The sequence below is a fragment of the Antrihabitans auranticaus genome (genome assembly GCF_016481275.1).
In the GTDB taxonomy this organism is placed as follows: domain Bacteria; phylum Actinomycetota; class Actinomycetes; order Mycobacteriales; family Mycobacteriaceae; genus Antrihabitans.
Genome location: NZ_JAEMNW010000010.1, coordinates 23,786 through 41,757, shown reverse-complemented (window position 1 = coordinate 41,757; position 17,972 = coordinate 23,786). Strand labels below are relative to the sequence as shown.

The window sequence follows — 17,972 nt, the reverse complement described above, 5'->3', positions numbered from 1 at the left end:
GCGGAAACGAGCGCGGCCGGGGTCATCTGATTCGGGCGTATCGGACTGCCCGGTCGAACCTGGCACGAATGCGGGCGCCCGCCTTGGCGAAGCCGAGTTCGGCCATGAAGTCCTTCAGCAGTTCGTCGTCGCTGCGCTGCCGGCCGTCGGCGTTGATCCACTGCACGACAGCGACAAGTTCACCGTCGCTGTAATCGGTGATCGGCCTGCCCGGGTCGAACGGCTTTGCGTCCGTGCCTGCGATCGCGCGGAAGTACGCGGCCTGCGCACGTGCGATACAACCCTCGGCGTCGGTGAACCAGTCCGTCGCCCAGATGCGGTGATAGGACCACCCGAGCCGACCGAGTTGTTCCTGCCGCAACCGATCGCGATCACGTGCGGTGGGGGAGGAGTGATAGTGCGGTCCGTCGGATTCGATCGCGAGGACCATCGCGCCGGGAGTTGTCGGGTGCTTGGCCGCGAAATCGATGCTGTGGCCGGTGACGCCGAACTGCGCTACCACTGGAATACCCGCAGCCGCAAGGCGATCCCGCACCGCGATGTCGAAGGGAGTCAGCACTTCCTCGCGGTTACGAGCGCCGACCGCGCCCTTGGTAGCAGCGTATTGCAGGTAGCCGCGAAGCATCGCGACGCCTGGGGCAGTGGATCGTTCGGGGTCCATATCGAGGTGGCTGAACGAGCTGACAACGGTCATCCGACTGCGGGCGCGAGTGATCGCGACGTTCAAACGCCGATGTCCGCCTTCCTGATTGAGCGGACCGAAGTTGTGGCTGAGGCTACCGTCCGGGCGCTTACCATAGCCGATCGACAGGATGATCGAATCGCGTTCGTCGCCCTGCACGCGTTCGAGGTTCTTCACGAAGAAGGGCTCGCCGGGCGGGTCGTCGAAGAACCCGCGCAGACGCGGTTTCGTCCGGAGCCGTTCACGCAGTCTGCGGTCGATCCGTTCCATGTGGTTGATACCCATCGTGATCACGCCAAGGGACATGTCCGGTCGCGTGGCCGCATGGTCGAGAATCCTCGTGACGACGCGGTCGACCTCGGCCGCGACGCTGTCGTCTTCGTCGGTGACGGTGCGTGGTCTGCGCACCAGGTCGAGGGACAGGCAGTCGCTACCCGCCACGCCGGGGAAGGTGGTCAGCGAGTCGTCGTAGACCCACGTGTTGGAGAACGCGATCAGGCGCTCGTCGCGGCTGCGATAGTGCCAGGTCAGCGGTCGCGCGCGAGACGTGCTCAGCGCGGCTGTCAGCACGTCGAGAATCGACTCGAAACCTGTTGTCAGCGCGAGGTTTATGCTTCCGTCCTCGTTGACGACGTGCTCGCCCTTGTCTTCGGCGTCGACGGCGAAGAACTGCGTGGGTGGCAGCTGTTTGCGGTCGCCGGCGACGATGACCCGGTTGGCGCGCGAAATGGCGGCAATGGCGTCGGCGGGGATGATCTGGCTGGCTTCGTCGAATACCACGACGTCGAAATACGGCCGGTCGCCCGGTAACAGGTGACTGACGACGAGCGGGCTCATCGCCCAGCACGGTTTGAGTGCAGTCATGAGATCCGGTGCGGCACCGAACAATTGGCGAAGCGGCAGATGGCCGCGTTTGCGTGCCGCCTGCGCGGCGACCAGTCGACTCTGTTCCGGCTCCGCCGCGCCGACCGCGACCAGACGCTGTGCGACCCGGTCGAGAACGCGCGCGCTGGCCTGCTTGATGTGGCGGGCGTCGTCTGCCCGGAATTCCGCGGCATAGCTGTCTTGCCTGCCGCCGTCGAAGTTCGCGATCGCCGGATCTTCGAACCCGACGCTGTCCAGAACCGAGCTGTACCAGCAGACTTCGAATGCGGCGGCCGCCAGTTCGGGGTCGAGGCGCCGGGCTCGCATCTCCGCCAGCAGCGGGTCCAGCCCCAAGCGGCTGAACTCGGTGGCGAGTTCGTTGAGCCGGGGGAGTTTGCGCAACGTGCGTTCGTCACTGGCCAGTGCCGCGAGCAGGTGGACGAGTTGGGGCCGGGGCAGCGACTCGAAATCGACCCAGGCCAAGGACTTTCCGAGTTCGCGCAGTTCGGCGGTCAGTCGATCGACTCTGCCGATTGCGCCGCTGAGGTTGGCGGGCAGGCGAGGAGTGGTCGGGCTGCGGTCGGCCCAGTGTTGCTTCGCGGCCTTGGCCCGCACGAGCGCTGCGTGGAGGTCCTTGCGCTTGGGCTTGTCGGTGGCGGTCCACAAAGCCGCTGCGGTGGAGCGGATCTGGCGCCGGGAGAGGTCGCTGGACATCGTTGCCACCCGCGAGCGACGCGGCGCGGTGGCCGCGATCATGTCGTCCAACGGAGCGCCGAAGACATCCGCGCCGAGTTCGCCGATCGTCCTCGCGACATCCGCGAGCAGGTCCAGGACCTCTCGCCAAGCGGCGATCGTCTTCGGCCCCGTCAGGCGCGTCTGCTGCGCGACCTCGTCGAGCGCCCGCCACGCTTCGGGCAACGTCTTCGTCTGAATGTTGGCAGCGATTCGCAGCGCGGCTTCGCTTTGCTCGGGGGCGTCGATCGTCGCGCCGGACCAGGCGCTGTCGGCGATGCTCAGGGTCAAGCCGCCGAGGGTCGCGAACTCCGAAAGCTGCTCGCGGACTTGCCGCATGGTGGCGGCGTCGAATGATCCGACTTCTTCGCTGCCGAGCCGGACACCGGTCTTCGCTTTGTCGCCATACCGAGCGTCGAGGCCCAACAGAGCGCTCTGCGCGTCGAAGACACTGATCGACCATGGCTGCCGACGCCGGTTCATCGCATCGTCGTGTGTGTTGAGACGGCTGCGTCGCGTAGACAGATGCTGATGCAGCGCAACATGATCCGGCTCGGGACCGATAGGCTGTGCGCGCAGGCCGCTCGTCAGCGTCTGGACCAGTGCCGCACGCGAACCGCCGCCGTCGTGCACGTCGAACACCAGCTCGCCGAGGCCGGTGTGTGTCAGGCGGTCCAGGACGGCCGAAATGGCGGCGCGTTTCTCGGCGACGAAAAGCACGCTCTGGCCGTGCGCGACGAGGGTCGCGATCATGTTTGCGATCGTCTGGCTCTTACCCGTTCCGGGCGGTCCGGAGACGACCATCGACTGCCCGGCGACGGCCGAGTTGATGACGTAACTCTGCGACGAGTCGGCGTCGAGGACGAGGTATTCGTTTTCGGGCGGGTTCTGGTCGGGGTAGTCGATCGCGACTTCGGTTCCGGCCGTTGCGATTGCGCGTGCTGCGGGCTGATGTCCGGCGATCGCGGCGACCACGTCATGTCGGATCAGGGCATCGAGGTTGGCGGCCAGGTCCTCGACCATCGGCATCTTGGTATAGGAGAACGTGCCGAGTACCCGGCGGTCGTTGATCGCGAGACCGGGTACGGAATCGCATCTTTCGAGCAGTCGATCGAACACCGGGCGCGGATCGAACCCGGGACCGTCCAGCAAGCCGACGAGGTCGTCGCCGTCGAGACCGATCTTGAACTGCTCGGACAACAGGTGCAGGAACGCGGGATTGACGACCGGTTCGCCTGTCACGGTCAGCTCGAAGTCGTCCTCCGCCGCTCCTGTCGCGACGATCGCGGCTTCGAGCAGGAGAACCGGAGCCGCGGGCGTTGCGGCGCCGGCTGCGTTGCGCCACGTCGCCATTCCGACCGCGATGTAGCAAATTCCGATGCCGCGCTCTTCGATTGCCTCGCGCGCTTTGTTGCGGATGGCGCGTGCGCGTTTCATGCGGTCGGCGAGTAGCTGCCTGCGGAAGAGCTTCGACAGCGTGACAGCTCGCTTGCTCAGCAATTGCTCCACGGCGAGGTAGTCGGCATCAGCCAGGTCGAGAGTGCCGAAGCGGAGGTCGCGGTAGAAGAGCAGCTGGTTGCGCCAACTGAGGTCGATCAGCTGGCCGCGCCAGGTGTTGACTGCGTCTTTGACCTGGCGGGCGCGCATCTGCGCCGTACCGGCGTCGGGCTCGGCCGTCGTGGGCTCCATGATCTCTGCGGTTCTCGCTCTCGGCTAGCGGTGCCGCAGAAGCCTATCTCGCGACCGCCGAACTCGACGTGACGATGTCGGCAGATTGAAGGTTCAGGCAGCTCAGGCGGTGCGAAGAGTGAGCGCGTGCGCCCGGGCGATGGCTGCATAAACCCGCTCGTGCTCGGCGTCCGTGCCGTCCTGCACGAGCTGCTCGTGGAGCCGGGCCTTGCGTTCGTACCACGCTGCCGCAACCGAGCGCGGCGCATCGGGCGACGGACGGCTGAGCGAAAGCGCCGTCATCTCGATCATGATGTTCATGGCTGCGTCGTCCCTTCTGCCCGTACCTATATCTTGGTGCGGTCGAGTTGCAGCTACGTTGCAGGGCGTGGCCCAGTGTGACATCTTCGTGACTATTCCGATACCGTTCTGAGATATTTTGGGAGCGTGCGTGTCGAGCAGGCTGTTGCGGGGTGGGTGTGTCGGGCGATGCTCAGGTAACAGCCTTGTCGGCGCTGCTGGTCGGCGCGTCGTGCGGCGCCACGCGGGGACTTCGCGCAGCCGGCAGCCTTGTCGGCGATGCTGGTCGGCGCCGGGTGTCGAGGGGGCTGTTGCGGGGTGGGTGTGTCGGGCGATGCTCAGGTAACAGCCTTGTCGGCGCCGCTGGTCGGCGCGTCGTGCGGCGCCACGCGGGGACTTCGCTCAGCCGCACCCCTTTTCGGGATTCGCACCCCGACTTGCCGTGCGACACGCCGTGTGACACCCGAAAAGGGGTGCGGCTCAGCGGGTTCGGCGACCAACGCAGACTATCGATGCCCCGCGCGGGGTCTGCGGCAGTTCGGGATGTGTCGGACCCCTCGTGTTCAATGATGTCAGTCAGGGGGAAGGGAACCGGATCGCACGCTGGTTCGTCCAACGAGGTAAGCACAGCAGGGGGGACGATTGTGATCGATCTACACGAGCTCGCGCAGCCGATCATCGGATTACTGACCAGTTTCGGGACAGGTCTGCTGCAGAGCGGTGGACCCAGTGATGCGTTGCGCTCGACTTCGGTGACGCTCGATTCGGTGCAGACCATCGGACGAAACGGCATGGCCGCGCTCGCTGTCACGTGGGACGGCCGAGCGGCGGACAATGCACTCGCGACGGCGACGTCGGCGCAACGCTCGACAACCACGCTGTCGGACCGCGGAAATTCCATCGCCGACGTCGTGAACGTCGCGTCTGCGGACGTGAATGCCGGGTTGGTGGAACTCGAGGGCATTCTGGAGTCGTTCGTGTCGATCGTGGTCGCGGCCGCACCCACCTTGGCGACGCCACCGGGGCAGCTGCTGGTCGTCAACGCCGCGATGGAACATCTCGGGCGCGCACTCGGCGTGGTCGGAAAAGTCCGCGCGCAATTGGCTGAGCACACCGCGAACATGACGATGTTGACGCCGGGCTTTGTCGACTCGACCGTTCCTGCGACGACCGCGCCTGTTGTGCCCGCGATCCAAGCGCTGGTCAGCGACGCGGGCGCAAAGTTGACGAGCGCTCTGGGGCAGCTGTCGCCTGCGGCAGAGTCGCACGCATCGCCGGTCTCGTACCGCAGCGGCGGCGGGGACAGCACTGGCGGCGGACTCACTGGCGGCGGGCTTTCGCTCAGCGGCCACGGCGGCGGCCACGGCGGTGGAGGCGGCGGCCACGGCGGTGGAGGTTACGGCGCGATGTCCCAGAGCTACGCGGGCGGTGGAATGGGGTCGAGCGGCGGACCGCCGACCGGTCCGATGCCGGCCGGTGCGATGGGTGACTGGATCCGCGAAGCACTCGAAGTCCTTCGCAGCATGGGTTACGACACCAGTCAGATCGATCCGCGCCAACTCGCGATGATCATCGAGCACGAGTCCGGTGGAGACCCGCGTTCGATAAATCTCTGGGACTCGAACGCGGCCGCCGGGACCCCGTCGAAGGGCATCATGCAAACCATCGACAGCACATTCGACGCGTACAAAGCGCCCGGCCACGACGACATCTGGAATCCGGTCGACAACATCGTGGCCGCCACGCGCTACGCGATCGATCGGTACGGCGCGGTCTCGAATGTGCCTGGGATCGTGGGTGTTTCGAACGGGGGCGGGTACGTCGGGTATTGACGCCGGGCGTCAGCCCATGGATTCGTCGTCCTTGAAGCAGACTTTGAATCCGTAGTTCTCGAGATCTTCCACGCCCTTGGGGTCGACGGACGCGCTGAATTCATCGAAGGTGGTGACCGAGTCCAGCTCGTCGGCCCAATCGTCGACCGCGTCGTAACCGGAGTTCAGTTTGTCCGCGTCAGCCGTGGGGGGTGTGATCTTGCGGAGGTCAGTTGTCAGATCGCGTAAGGACTGAGAAATCTCGTCGGCGAACTTTTCGATTCCCGCGTCCGTGAATTCCGGCTCGCCCAGCGCATCGACCTTCTTGTCCCAGTCGGTGCACACCTCGTCTGCCTCGGTGATGTATTCGTCCTTCGTCGGCGCCTTACTACCGCTGTCGTCGGAGCTGCAGCCGCCGATCAGCAGTGCCGTCGCAAACACGGACCCCGCAAGAATTTTCGTGAGCATGGTTCGCCTGCCAATCTGGAAAGGTCTTCCGACGAGAATTGTCGACTCCATAATGCGTCCACGTCCTGCCGGTATTGCGAATATTCGCCGAATCGACCAGTCGGTCCGCGTCTGAAGATCTGCGCAACCGAGCTTCATCGGTCACGATACTTGCGTGAGCATCCCCGATTCCCGCAGTTCTGCCGAGCACGCGCGCCTCGCGGAATCTCCGAAGCCCAGCAGTCCATGGCGCCGCTGGGGACCGTACGTGTCGTCGCGGCAGTGGGGGACTGTGCGAGAAGACTATTCGTCCGACGGTGACGCGTGGTCGTACTTCCCGTTCGAGCACTCTCACTTGCGGGCATACCGCTGGGGCGAGGACGGAATCGGCGGGCTATGCGACCGCTATGGGTTTCTCAATGTCGCGGTAGCGATGTGGAACGGCAAGGATCCGGTACTGAAGGAGCGCCTCTTCGGCCTCACCAACGGTGAGGGCAACCACGGTGAGGACGTCAAAGAGTATTGGTGGGCACTGGATTCCACGCCGACGCACTCGTGGATGCAACTGCTGTACAGATACCCGCAGGCCGAGTTCCCGTACGCGAAGCTCAAGGAGGAGAACGCCAAACGGGACCGCGACGAGCGTGAGTACGAGCTCGCCGACACCGGGATCCTCGACGAGAATCGGTTCTTCGACGTCACCGTCACCTACGCCAAGGCGAGCCCCGACGACGTGTGCATGGTGGTCGAGGCCACCAACCACGGACCGGACGCCGCACCGCTGCACCTCCTGCCGCAGGTCTGGTTTCGCAACAGCTGGACGTGGGGACGGGACTCCCGCAAACCCACATTGCGGCGCCTCGATCCGCCGGAGTTGTTCGCGTCGAATCTTTCGGCGGTGGAATGCACGCACGATTTCCTCGGCCGCATCTACGTCAGCGCAGAATCTGTCGACCAGCCGACGAGGGTGCTCGTATGCGAGAACGAGTCCAACGCCGCGGTGCTCTGGCACGCCCAGAACGAGACGGCGACAACGAAAGACGGCGTGAATCAGCGCGTCGTGCACGGCGACGAGTCCGCCGTCGCGGCCGACGGCGTCGGCACGAAAAGCGCTTTCTGGTACGTCTTCGATTCGGTCGAACCAGGGCAGACAGTGTCGGTCCGGTTGCGCATGTCGCCGGATCAGCCGGGCGAAGACACGTTCGGATCCGGTTTCGATGCCGTGCTTGCTGACCGCAGGTCCGATGCGGAGGCGTTCTACGACGTCGTGTTGCCGAACCGGCTCGACGACGAGGAGCGCTTCATCGCGCGGCGCGCGTTCGCCGGACTGTTGTGGGGCAAACAGGTGTACCGATACACCGTCGAACATTGGATCGACGGTGATCCCGCCGAACCGATGCCGCCGGCCGAGCGCGCAGACCGGCACGCGCGCAACGCAACCTGGAGGCACCTCGCGCTAGCGGACGTCATCTCCATGCCCGACGACTGGGAGTACCCGTGGTTCGCCGCGTGGGACCTGGCATTTCACTGCGTCGCGCTCGCGCATGTGGATCCGGCGTTCGCCAAGGAGCAACTACTGCTGCTGTGTCGCGAATGGGCTATGCATCCGAACGGGCAACTGCCCGCGTACGAATGGGCGTTCGGCGACGTGAATCCGCCCGTGCACGCCTGGGCGGCATGGCAGGTCTACATCATCGACGGGCTGCGCGACCGCGACTTCTTGATCCGCATCTTCACCAAGCTGCTGCTGAACTTCGGTTGGTGGGTGAACCGGAAGGACCTCGACGGTTCGTCGGTCTTCGAGGGCGGATTCCTCGGTATGGACAACATCGGGCTCTTCGACCGATCCGCTCCGCCGCCGGAAGGCTGTCGTCTCGAACAGTCGGATGCGACGAGCTGGATGGCGTTCTACTGCCTGGAGATGCTGAAGATCTCGGTCGCTCTCGCGCTCGAGGTCAAAGCGTGGGACGAGTGCGCAACGAAGTTCCTCGAACACTTCCTTTCGATTGCACAGGCGATGCGGCGATTCGGTTCGCGCGATATTTCCCTGTGGGACGACGAGGACGGCTTCTACTACGACGTCCTCGTTCACCCCGATCGCTCGTACCAGCGCCTGCGGGTGCGCTCGATGGTCGGTCTGCTGCCGATTCTCGCTGTCGCGCACGCACCCGCGTGGACGGCGGAGCACCTGCCCGACTTCACCGCGCGGCTGCGCTGGTTGCAGGCCCGGCGTCCCGACCTGGTCGACGGGTTGCTGGACCAGTCGGGCGACGACGGCAACCACGCCATGCTTTCTCTGATGGACCCCGAGCGGCTGGAGAGGGTGCTGAGCCGCATGTTCGACGAGGGCGAGTTCTTGTCCCCGTTCGGCATTCGGTCGCTGTCGGCGTCGTACAAGGAGCCGTACTCGACCGAGGTTGTCGGTCAGCAGATGGAGATCGACTATCAACCGGGGGAGTCGCGCAGTTTCATGTTCGGCGGTAACTCCAACTGGCGTGGGCCGATCTGGTTCCCGGTCAACGTGCTGCTGGCGGACTCGCTGCGCATCTACGACGACTACTTCGGCAATGCAACGACATTCGAGGTACCGACCGGATCGGGCACACGCCTCACCGCGGCGCAGGCCGCGGCCGATATCGACCGTCGCCTGATCAGTCTGTTCCGCAAGGGACCGGACGGAAAACGCCCGAGCGACGGAGAGCGGATCGAATCGAGCACCGACCCGTTGTGGGACCACATCACCTTCTCGGAGTACTTCGACGGCGACACCGGCGAAGGTTTGGGCGCAACCCACCAGACCGGTTGGACTGCTTTGGTCGCACATCTGCTGTGCCGTAGAAGAACCGGCGGTGAGATCGCTCGGTCCGAACCGGTGAAGGCAGCAGCGGACTATGGTGGAGGTACTGGTCACTAGTCCGTATCGGGGCCGCCGATGGCGAATTTCGATTCCACGCAGCGAGACCTGACATCTGGATTCGCTGCTGAACTCGACGCCGCCGGTTTCGCTGACGCCCAGGCGATAGGGAGCGGCGGATTCGGCGTCGTATATCGCTGCCACCAGCGCGCGTTGGACCGCACGGTGGCGATAAAGGTGCTCACCGCAGACCTCGAGCCGGAGAATCTGGAACGGTTCGTCCGCGAGCAGGTCGCGATGGGTAAGTTGTCGGGCCACCCGCACATCGTCAGTGTCTTCGAGGTGGGTGCGACGGCGACCGGCCGACCGTACATCGTCATGCAGTACCACCCGCACGGTTCGCTGGATGCCAGGATCCACGACGTCGGCCCCATCGGCTGGCAGGAGTCGCTGCACATCGGGGTGAAGATCGCGGGCGCGCTCGAGACCACGCATCGCCGTGGCATGCTGCACCGCGACGTGAAGCCGGCCAACATTCTGCTGACCGAGTACGGCGAGCCGCAGCTGACCGATTTCGGGATTGCGCGGGTCGCGGGCGGATTCGAGACGTCGTCGGGCACGATCGCCGGCTCGCCGGCCTTCACCGCGCCCGAAGTGCTACAGGGCCGGATGCCGGGTGTGTCCTCCGACGTGTACAGCCTCGCGTCGACACTGTTCTGCGCGGGGACAGGGCATGCAGTATTCGAGCGGCAGCGCGGCGAGCAAATGGTTGCGCAGTTTCTCCGGATCACCAAGCAGCCGATACCGGATCTGCGTGATTCCGGCTTGCCCGGTGACGTGTGTGCGGTAATCGAGACCGCGATGGCACGCGACCCCGGCGATCGGCCCGGCAGCGCCGCGGAGTTCGGTGACATGCTGCGCGACATACAAAGTCAGCACGGCCTGCCCGTCGACGAGATGCCGATTCCGGTCCCGGCGTCGGAACCGGGCAGTGCGCCACTGCGGCACATGTCGCTCGTCTCGGGCAACAGTTCGTCGCGGACCTATATGGCCAGGCAGACGTCGCCGCCCACCCCGGCGACGAAGTATCGCCCGCCCGCACCGACTCGGACACTGGTGGGTCGCGACCGGCTGATTGCGACACTGCAGTCCGGGCGCTCCCGTCGGCTGACGGTGTTGCACGCGCCGACCGGCTTCGGAAAGAGCACGCTGGCAGCCCAGTGGTGTGACGTGCTGAAGCTGCAGGGTGTTGCGGTTGCCTGGCTGACCGTCGACCAGGACGACAACAACGTGGTGTGGTTCCTCGGCCATCTCATCGAAGCGATCCGCACCGTTCGTCCCATGCTCGCGCAGGAACTCGGCAAGGTCCTCGAAGAGCATGGCGACGAATCCGAGCGGTACGTGCTGACGTCGTTGATCAACGAAATTCACGACACCTGCGAGCCGATGACGGTGGTCATCGACGATTGGCATCGGATCATCGAACCCGCCACGATCGGGGCGATGGCGTTCCTGCTCGAAAACGTCTGTCCCGGACTGCACGTCGTCGTCACGAGTCGCAGCAAACTGGGACTGCCGTTGAGCAAGATGCGAGTTCGCGACGAGCTGATCGAAATCGACGCCACTGCATTGCGATTCGACGCCGACGAGTCTCAGCAGTTTCTGGTGGACCTGGGCGGTCTGGATCTGGACCGCGTCGACGTCGAAGAACTCACCGAGTCGACCGAGGGTTGGGTCGCGGCACTGCAGCTTGCGTCGCTGTCACTGCGGGCGTGCGAGGATCCGTCGGAACTGATCGGCAGCCTGACTGGCCGGCACCACGCCATCAGCGAGTTTCTCGCTGACAACGTGCTCGATACGCTCGAGCCCGCGACTCTCGACTTCATGCTCGCGACCTCGATAACCGAGCGGATCTCGGGATCGCTGGCGTCGGCGCTTGCCGGAGTGCCGAACGGGCATGCGATGCTCGCCGATATCGAGGAGCGCGATCTCTTTCTGCACCATCTCGACGACGGCCAGTGGTTCCGCTATCACCACATGTTCGCCGAGTTCCTGCGTCAGCGATTGGAACGCGATCAACCCGAACGCGTCGCGCGATTGCATGCCGTCGCGTCGGAGTGGTTCGCCGAACACCATTTGGTTCGGGACGCTGTCGACCACGCATTGGCAGCGGGCGAACAGCAGCGGGCAGTCGATATCGTCGAGCGCGATGGGATCTACCTTCTCGAGCATTCCCAGATGGCGACATTGATCGGGCTGGTCGAAAAACTCCCGAACGCGATCGTCGAATCCCATCCGCGCCTGCAACTAGCGCTCGCCTGGGCGAATATTTTGCTCCACCGGGCAGGACCTGCGAAGCGGGCACTTCGCCTGACCGAACGGACCCTGGCAACGTGCGGCCTGCCGGAGGAAGAGGTTGATGACCTGCGCATCGAGGTCGGCGTCCTGCACAGTGTCGTCGCGCTGCGGGCTGACGGAATCGCCGGGCTGTCGGACCTCATCGAGCCTTGCCTCGAGCGTGCGGACGTGTTGAGTCCCTGGGTTGTCTCCATCGCTGCCAACGTCGCGACCTTCGCGGCCGCCTACCGCTACGACTATGCCGAGGCGCAACGACTGCAGGCCTGGGGCGCGCAGTACTTCCGGCAGGGTAAGGGCACATACAACGAGATCCACGGCCTGTGCTTTTTGGGTCTGGCGGCCAGCCTGCAACTCGACATTGCAACCGCCGAGAAGTGCTTCCGCCGGGCACTGAAGATCGGGCGCAAATCCGGCGGCAGCCATTCCTATACCGCTCGGCTCGCAGGTTCGCTGCTCGGCGAGTTGCTCTACGAGCGCGGTGAGCTCGACGAAGCTCGCAAGCTTCTCGACGAGGGCTACAAGCTCGGCCCCGAAGGTGGCTCGGTCGATTTCAAAATTGCCCGCTACGTCGTCGGCGCCCGTATCAAAGCCCTGCAGGGCGACCGCGCCGGCGCTATTCGCCGACTGAACGAAGGCGGGCGTATCGCCCGCTCGATGTCGCTGTCTCGGCTGCGCGCCGAGGTGGAGAACGAGCGCATTCGCCTCGGTCTGCCACCGCACCCGGACTACGGCGCGCTACCCGTCGTCGCGTATGACTCACGGCGCCGGCCCGTCGACGAAATCGACGAAATCACCGTTCTCTACGAGGAATTCACCGCGATCCGGTTGTTGCTCGCCGACGGCGAGGCCGAACTTGCGTGCACGTGGGCGCAGGAATGGGTCGACCGGTTGACCGACAACGAGCGCCCACGGGAGCTGCTCAAGGCGCGGCGGATGTTGGTCGCCTGCCTGGCGGCCACAGGACGGATCGACGACGCGAAGAAGATCCTCGCGACCATCGCGGCACAGTGCGCCGAGGCTGGTTCCAAGCGGTACATCTTCGACGGCGGCCCGCACGTAGTTTCGCTGCTCCGCGCCCTGTACGAAGACCAGCAGGGCGGCCGGTGGCGCCACGAATGGCCGGAGGTCCCGGAGGCCTTCCTGGCAGAGCTGGTTAACGCCGAAGCGGCACAAACGATCTGATCAGCGGGCCACGGCGCCTAAGGTGAAGAAGTGGCCAGCAAAAGCGACGAAACCCGCGCAGGCGTGCCGCTGACGAACCTCGATCAGCCGTTGTTCGACGGTGCGGACGCACACAAGCGCGACCTCGTGGACTATCTGGATGCGGTTGCCGATCAGATCATCGGAGGACTGCGCGATCGTCCACTGTCGGTGATCCGGGTGCGCCCTGGTCAGGAGCCGTTCATGCAGAAGAACGTGCCGAAGTACACCCCGGAATGGGTGGAGACGACAAAAGTCTGGGCGGAGGCGTCCAAACGCGAGGTGTCCTACGCCCTGTGCAATGACCGGCGCACGCTGCTGTGGTTCGCGAATCAACGTGCGGTCGAGTATCACCCGACCCTCATGCGCGCGCAGCGGTGGGACCATGTCACCCAACTCGTCCTCGATCTCGATCCGCCCGAGGGGTCCGAAGCGTTCGGGCTGGCAGTGCAGGCGGCACAGCTCGTACGGCAAGCGCTTTCCGACTGCGGGCTCGCCGGTGCAGTGAAAACCAGTGGTGCGAAAGGCGTGCACGTCTATGTGCCGATCGACGACACGGTCTCGATCGAAGACGCAGCAGCGGCCACCCGTGCGATCGCCGTCCGTGCCGAGCGAATCGACCCGGTCCTTGCCACAACGGAATTCGTCAAGGACAACCGGCACGGAAAGGTTTTCGTCGACTCGACGCGGGCGGGCGGAGCGACCGTCGTCGCCGCGTACAGCCCGCGGATCCGGCCCGGGGCGCCGGTGTCCTATCCCGTCGGCTGGGGTGATCTGGACCGAGTTGCCCCGTCCGACTTCACGATTCGCTCGGCCCCGAAGCTCATCGGTGCCGGCGATCCGTGGGCAGACCAGCTGCCGGAGCCGCAGGCGTTGCCCGAAGAGCTTGTGGCAGAGGGACATACGATCCCCGTTGCGCGAGTTGCCGCGATGCACGAAGGGAAGCGCCGGGCGCGCGCCAAACGCACGTAGCGAACGACCGGCCGGTGGTACCGGCCGGCCGCTACGCCGGAGTGGGCCCGGATCAACGGTCCTGCACAGCGCGCTCCTGGACAGCGCGGTCATCGATGATCGACGCCCACGACCGAGCGAAGATCAGCACGGCCGCGCCGAGGAGGACGACGTCTTTGATGATGAAAGATCCGCCCGGCGAAAAGAACGGCAGCGTGTGTTCGTAGGTGGTCGAGGTGACGAGGAACGACAACGTCGTCAGGAACGTGCCGATTGCGAGGAGGCCGCCGACGACGCCGAGGATCGGGCGCCATGCGCCGAATGCGATCAGCACCGCCGTAACCACCTCGATGACACCGATTCCCGACGAAACGGATCGGAGGTCGAAGACGTCGAGCAACCAACTCATGATCGGGCTGTTGCTGATCAGCGATTCGATTCCCTGGGCCTCGGCGACGGTGAATTTCATTGCGCCGATCCAGCCGATTGTGACGACGAGACCGATTCTCGCAATTGCGAATCCGATTCTTTCGACTTTTCTGGCTGCGTCGGTGCTGGTCACAATTGCCGGAAGTGTTGCGGTCATGACATTCCTCGATTCGTTGTCGTTTATCAGCGGCGAAGTGTGAGGTGCTGCTCCCGGGAATTGCTTACGACTTCGAAGGCATAGTGGTGCGCTGGCCCGAAACCGTTACACCAGTTGGTTACCTGCGCGACGGACCCCGGCCATCCTGGCTTGCAAAGCTTGTCCGGTGGTGGTGGAGGACAAACGGTCCGCGGCGCGGATCGACCGAGGTCAGCGGTTTGCGCAGCTGTGTGCAGGCGTGGTTCGCCGCCTACCGTTCGGGTTGGGCAGCATCGTCGCACCGACTCTCGTCGGGTTCGCGGCCATCAACGGGTTCACGTTCGCAGTCGACCTTCTGCTGCTGACGGTGTTTCGTGGGTTGCTCGACTGGCCGATTCCCGTCGCGATATCGGTCGCGTATGTGGTGGCCCTCAGCCTGAGTTTCGTCTTGAATCGGACCTTCAATTTCCGGTCGCACGCGCCGGTCGGCACGCAAGCAGAGCTGTATGCCGCCGTGATCGCGATCAATTTCTTCGCGCTCGTACTCGGAGTCGGCAGTGGACTCGTCGCGGTCGGCGTCGAATACCACGTCGCCCGCTTGGTGGCGGGCGCGTGCGAAGCGGCGTTCATGTATTCCGCTATGCGGTGGGTGGTATTTCGCCGCGAATGATTCGGGCGTGCGTCAGCCGGCGCAGAAGCGTGAGCCGGGTGCCGCGGAATCGGGGGGAATGGGGGAGTTCGTCAGATCTGCGCCGGTGAGGATCGCTCCGCTCCACTGGCTGTCGCGAGCGTCCACTTCGACGATGCTCGCGCCGGTGAGGTCGGCACCGCACAGGTCGGCCTTGCGAAGTGACGCGCCATCGAGGATCGCCCCGACCAAGAGGGCGCGTTGCATATTCGCGCTGGTCAGATTCGCGCGGCGCAGGTCGGCGCCGCAAAGGTCGGCACCCCGAAGGTCGACGCCGGTCAGGGTTGCACCCACGAGTTTCGTGTTGCGCAGCTTCGCGAAATCCAGATCGACGTTGGTGAGGTCGGCTCCACTCAAGTCGGCGCCGCTGAGGTCCGCGCGGGTCGGAATCGAACGATGCAGGTCGGCGCCGCACAGCGTCGCGTTGACCATGCTGACTCGACCCAGCCATGCACCGCTCAGGTCTGCGCCACTCAGTTGTGCGCCGCCCAATTCTGCCGAACCAAGATTTGCGCCACTCAGGTTGGCACCGGACAACTGCGCGTTGCGGAGGTTCGCACCCTCGAGGATCGCACCGATCAGCATTGCACCGGCGAGGTCGGCCGCCTCGAGGTCGATCGGCTCACCCGTGGCGTGATTGTTCGACAAGACGTCGACCGAATCGAACGGACCGCCCAACCTGTCAGCCTTGTCCGCATCGGAAAGGTCGTCTTCGGGTTCCGCGGCGCTGGGGTTCTGCTCTTTGCGCCACAGATTCCACTCGTGCACGCTGCGATTGAGGAGTTTCACCTGGTCGGCATTCGCCATGATCGCGGTTGCCTCCTGTTATCGATCAAGTGAGTTGTGTGGTACTGGTTGTATCATTCTCTGCGTTCGACCGCCGCACCGCTACTGTTCGTCGATTTGCTTCCAGGTCGATTACTTCGGGATCGTTTGCCAATAATTCGGAGCAGGTACCGCCAGGGATGCCGCCGGAACCGGTTCTGGGAATCGTGGCGCGATGCTGTCGCCGGAAGAGACGCCACGAAGGCGTCGAATTATCCATGGCATAAGGAAAGACTTCGCCCATTGCACGTTCTGCACCTGCGTAACCAAGGCAGACGAGGTCCGCATCGGCGGTAGGGGCGGGATCTCGATCTCGTGCTCGATTTTCAGCGCGCGGAGGACCTCGAAGGCGATTCGTTCATGGCCGCGCGAACTGAGATGCAACCGATCCCATGACCACATTCGGACGTCGTCGAAGCCGCTCACTTCCCAGAAGTCGACAAGAACGGCACTGTGGCGATCGGCAATCCGGCGGATGCGGTCGTTGTACGCGATGGCGCGACCGCCCAGCCGCCGGAACAACGGGTCGAACGACCGATTGAACGTCGTGAACATGACGACCCGGGCGCCGCCGGCTGTCAGCTTCGCAATTGCGGCTTCGTAGCGGTCGGCCAACTCGTCGACCTCGAACCGGGGTCGCAGAATGTCGTTGCCGCCTGCCGCGATCGTGACGAGGTCCGGATTCAACGCGAGCGCGGGTTCGATCTGTTGCTCTGCGACTTGGCGCAGCAGCCGGCCACGCACTGCAAGGTTGGCGTACTCGAGGTCGGGGACGTGCTGGCGAGCGCGAGCGCCACGCGGTCTGCCCAGCCCGCGCAGCCGTTGGGGCTGTCAGGGCTTTCGTCGCCGACGCCCTCGGTGAAGGAGTCGCCGAGCGCTACGTACCTGCGAATCGGTTCGGTCACCGTTAGGACTGAATACGACGCGCTGGGTGGTGTCAAACGATGGCTTCCCACTCAGTGGATCGCGCCGAGCGCAGAACGGCGTCCACGATTCGAGCCGACCGGACGCCGTCGGCAAAGGTCGGCAAGCCCGCAGGGGACGCACCGCCGATTGCCGCGTAGGTATCGGCGGCGAAAGCCTCGAAGCATTGCGCGTAGCCCTGCGCGTGGCCAGCCGGCAAGTGGGAGAGGCGGCGCTGCTCGGCGGATCCCCGCACGGGATCGCGTGCGAGGACGCGAGCGCCGTCCGCGTCGCCGAACCATGCGGTTTCGGGGTTTTCCTGATCGAACACGGCGCTCGCCCGCGTTCCGTCGAGTTCGAACCAGAGCCGATTCTTTCGACCGGCGGCGACCTGCGACACAGTGCAGGATGCAAGCACTCCGGCGGTCGTGCGAAGCAGCAGCATCGCGGAGTCTTCGGTCGTCACCGGTGCCGCAGCGCGATCGTGGTACGCGATCGCTACCTGCGCGGTCAACGCCTCGAACCGTTGCCCGCCGACCCACTCGACGAGGTCGCACCAATGCGATCCGATATCGGCGAAGGCGCGTGATTCGCCGCCGAGAAGTGGATCGACGCGCCACCCGCGAGTCGCGACATCCAGCATCCAATCCTGGAGATAGCTGCCGTGAACGAGGACGAGTTCGCCCAGTTCTCCGGTCTGCCGGCGGGCACGGATCTCCCGCACCATCGGGTGATAGCGGTAGACAAAAGGGACCGTTGCAACTACGCCGGCGGCGGTCGCAGCCCGTTCGAGTGCGATCGCCTCGGCCAGGTTCATTCCGAGCGGCTTCTCGCAGACCACGTGCTTGCCCGCCTCGATCGCGGCGAGAGTGTACGGCGCATGCGTCGAGTTGGGGGTTGCGATGTGTACGACGTCGGCATCGGACGCGACAAGCGCTTCGAGATCCGCCAGGGCCGGTACCGACCAGCGCGCTGCTGTCTGGGCCGAGCGGTCCGGGCTCGAACCGAGCACGCCGACGATTCGAGCGCCTGCGAGGAGCGCGCCGCGCCGATGGAGGTCGGCCGCCATGCCGGCGCCGACGATGGCAACACGAAGTGGACCGGATACGCGCACGGACTGAACC

Annotated in this window: 11 protein-coding genes and 1 pseudogene; 5 read left to right on the top strand and 7 right to left on the bottom strand. The window is 64.9% G+C overall.

The features are described from left to right. Nucleotides 1-22: 22 nt before the first annotated feature. Both JGU72_RS27425 and JGU72_RS27420 read right to left on the bottom strand, forming a co-directional pair. A complete protein-coding gene (locus JGU72_RS27425) occupies nucleotides 23-3,967 on the bottom strand; it encodes an AAA domain-containing protein (RefSeq protein ID WP_199687459.1) in 3,945 nt (1,314 codons plus the stop codon). 102 nt (nucleotides 3,968-4,069) lie between these two features. Continuing rightward, nucleotides 4,070-4,267 carry a hypothetical protein gene (locus JGU72_RS27420; RefSeq protein WP_199687458.1) on the bottom strand — a complete coding sequence of 66 codons (198 nt, stop codon included), beginning with the start codon at nucleotides 4,265-4,267 and terminating at the stop codon, nucleotides 4,070-4,072. A 623-nt stretch (nucleotides 4,268-4,890) separates the two neighbouring features. Here JGU72_RS27420 and JGU72_RS27415 point away from each other — a divergent pair. Further along, on the top strand, nucleotides 4,891-6,078 hold the full coding sequence (locus tag JGU72_RS27415; RefSeq protein WP_307828626.1) for a lytic transglycosylase domain-containing protein: 1,188 nt from the start codon (nucleotides 4,891-4,893) through the stop codon (nucleotides 6,076-6,078). A gap of 9 nt (nucleotides 6,079-6,087) precedes the next feature. Here JGU72_RS27415 and JGU72_RS27410 read toward each other — a convergent pair whose 3' ends face one another. Continuing rightward, a complete protein-coding gene (locus JGU72_RS27410; protein WP_199687457.1) occupies nucleotides 6,088-6,525 on the bottom strand; it encodes a hypothetical protein in 438 nt (145 codons plus the stop codon). A 154-nt stretch (nucleotides 6,526-6,679) separates the two neighbouring features. On the opposite strand from JGU72_RS27410, the gene JGU72_RS27405 reads away from it, so the two are divergent. From JGU72_RS27405 to ligD, 3 genes are read left to right on the top strand one after another with little or no spacing between them, the layout of a single operon-like run. After that, entirely contained in the window at nucleotides 6,680-9,418 is a 2,739-nt protein-coding gene (locus JGU72_RS27405) for an MGH1-like glycoside hydrolase domain-containing protein (protein ID WP_233533118.1), read from the top strand. 18 nt (nucleotides 9,419-9,436) lie between these two features. After that, nucleotides 9,437-12,898 (top strand): serine/threonine-protein kinase, encoded by a 3,462-nt coding sequence (locus JGU72_RS27400; RefSeq protein WP_199687456.1) that lies wholly within the window; start codon nucleotides 9,437-9,439, stop codon nucleotides 12,896-12,898. Nucleotides 12,899-12,928: 30 nt separating this feature from the next. After that, a complete protein-coding gene (gene ligD, locus JGU72_RS27395; protein ID WP_199687455.1) occupies nucleotides 12,929-13,888 on the top strand; it encodes a non-homologous end-joining DNA ligase in 960 nt (319 codons plus the stop codon). Between the two features lie 52 nt (nucleotides 13,889-13,940). Here the strand turns inward: ligD and JGU72_RS27390 are convergent, their stop codons facing one another. Next, complete coding sequence (locus JGU72_RS27390; protein WP_199687454.1) at nucleotides 13,941-14,453, bottom strand: YkgB family protein; 513 nt, start codon at nucleotides 14,451-14,453, stop codon at nucleotides 13,941-13,943. A 166-nt stretch (nucleotides 14,454-14,619) separates the two neighbouring features. Between JGU72_RS27390 and JGU72_RS27385 the strand changes: the two genes are divergently transcribed. Further along, entirely contained in the window at nucleotides 14,620-15,102 is a 483-nt protein-coding gene (locus JGU72_RS27385; RefSeq protein WP_307828625.1) for a GtrA family protein, read from the top strand. 12 nt (nucleotides 15,103-15,114) lie between these two features. On the opposite strand, the gene JGU72_RS27380 is transcribed toward JGU72_RS27385, so the two are convergent. The 3 genes and pseudogenes from JGU72_RS27380 to JGU72_RS31355 form a co-directional block, all read right to left on the bottom strand. Next, nucleotides 15,115-15,927, bottom strand: a complete 813-nt coding sequence (locus JGU72_RS27380) for a pentapeptide repeat-containing protein (protein WP_199687453.1) — start codon at nucleotides 15,925-15,927, stop codon at nucleotides 15,115-15,117. A 111-nt stretch (nucleotides 15,928-16,038) separates the two neighbouring features. Beyond that, nucleotides 16,039-16,850 (bottom strand): annotated as a pseudogene (locus JGU72_RS27375) (SGNH/GDSL hydrolase family protein). Nucleotides 16,851-16,882: 32 nt separating this feature from the next. Continuing rightward, nucleotides 16,883-17,962 carry a Gfo/Idh/MocA family protein gene (locus JGU72_RS31355; protein ID WP_307828624.1) on the bottom strand — a complete coding sequence of 360 codons (1,080 nt, stop codon included), beginning with the start codon at nucleotides 17,960-17,962 and terminating at the stop codon, nucleotides 16,883-16,885. Nucleotides 17,963-17,972 lie beyond the last annotated feature (10 nt).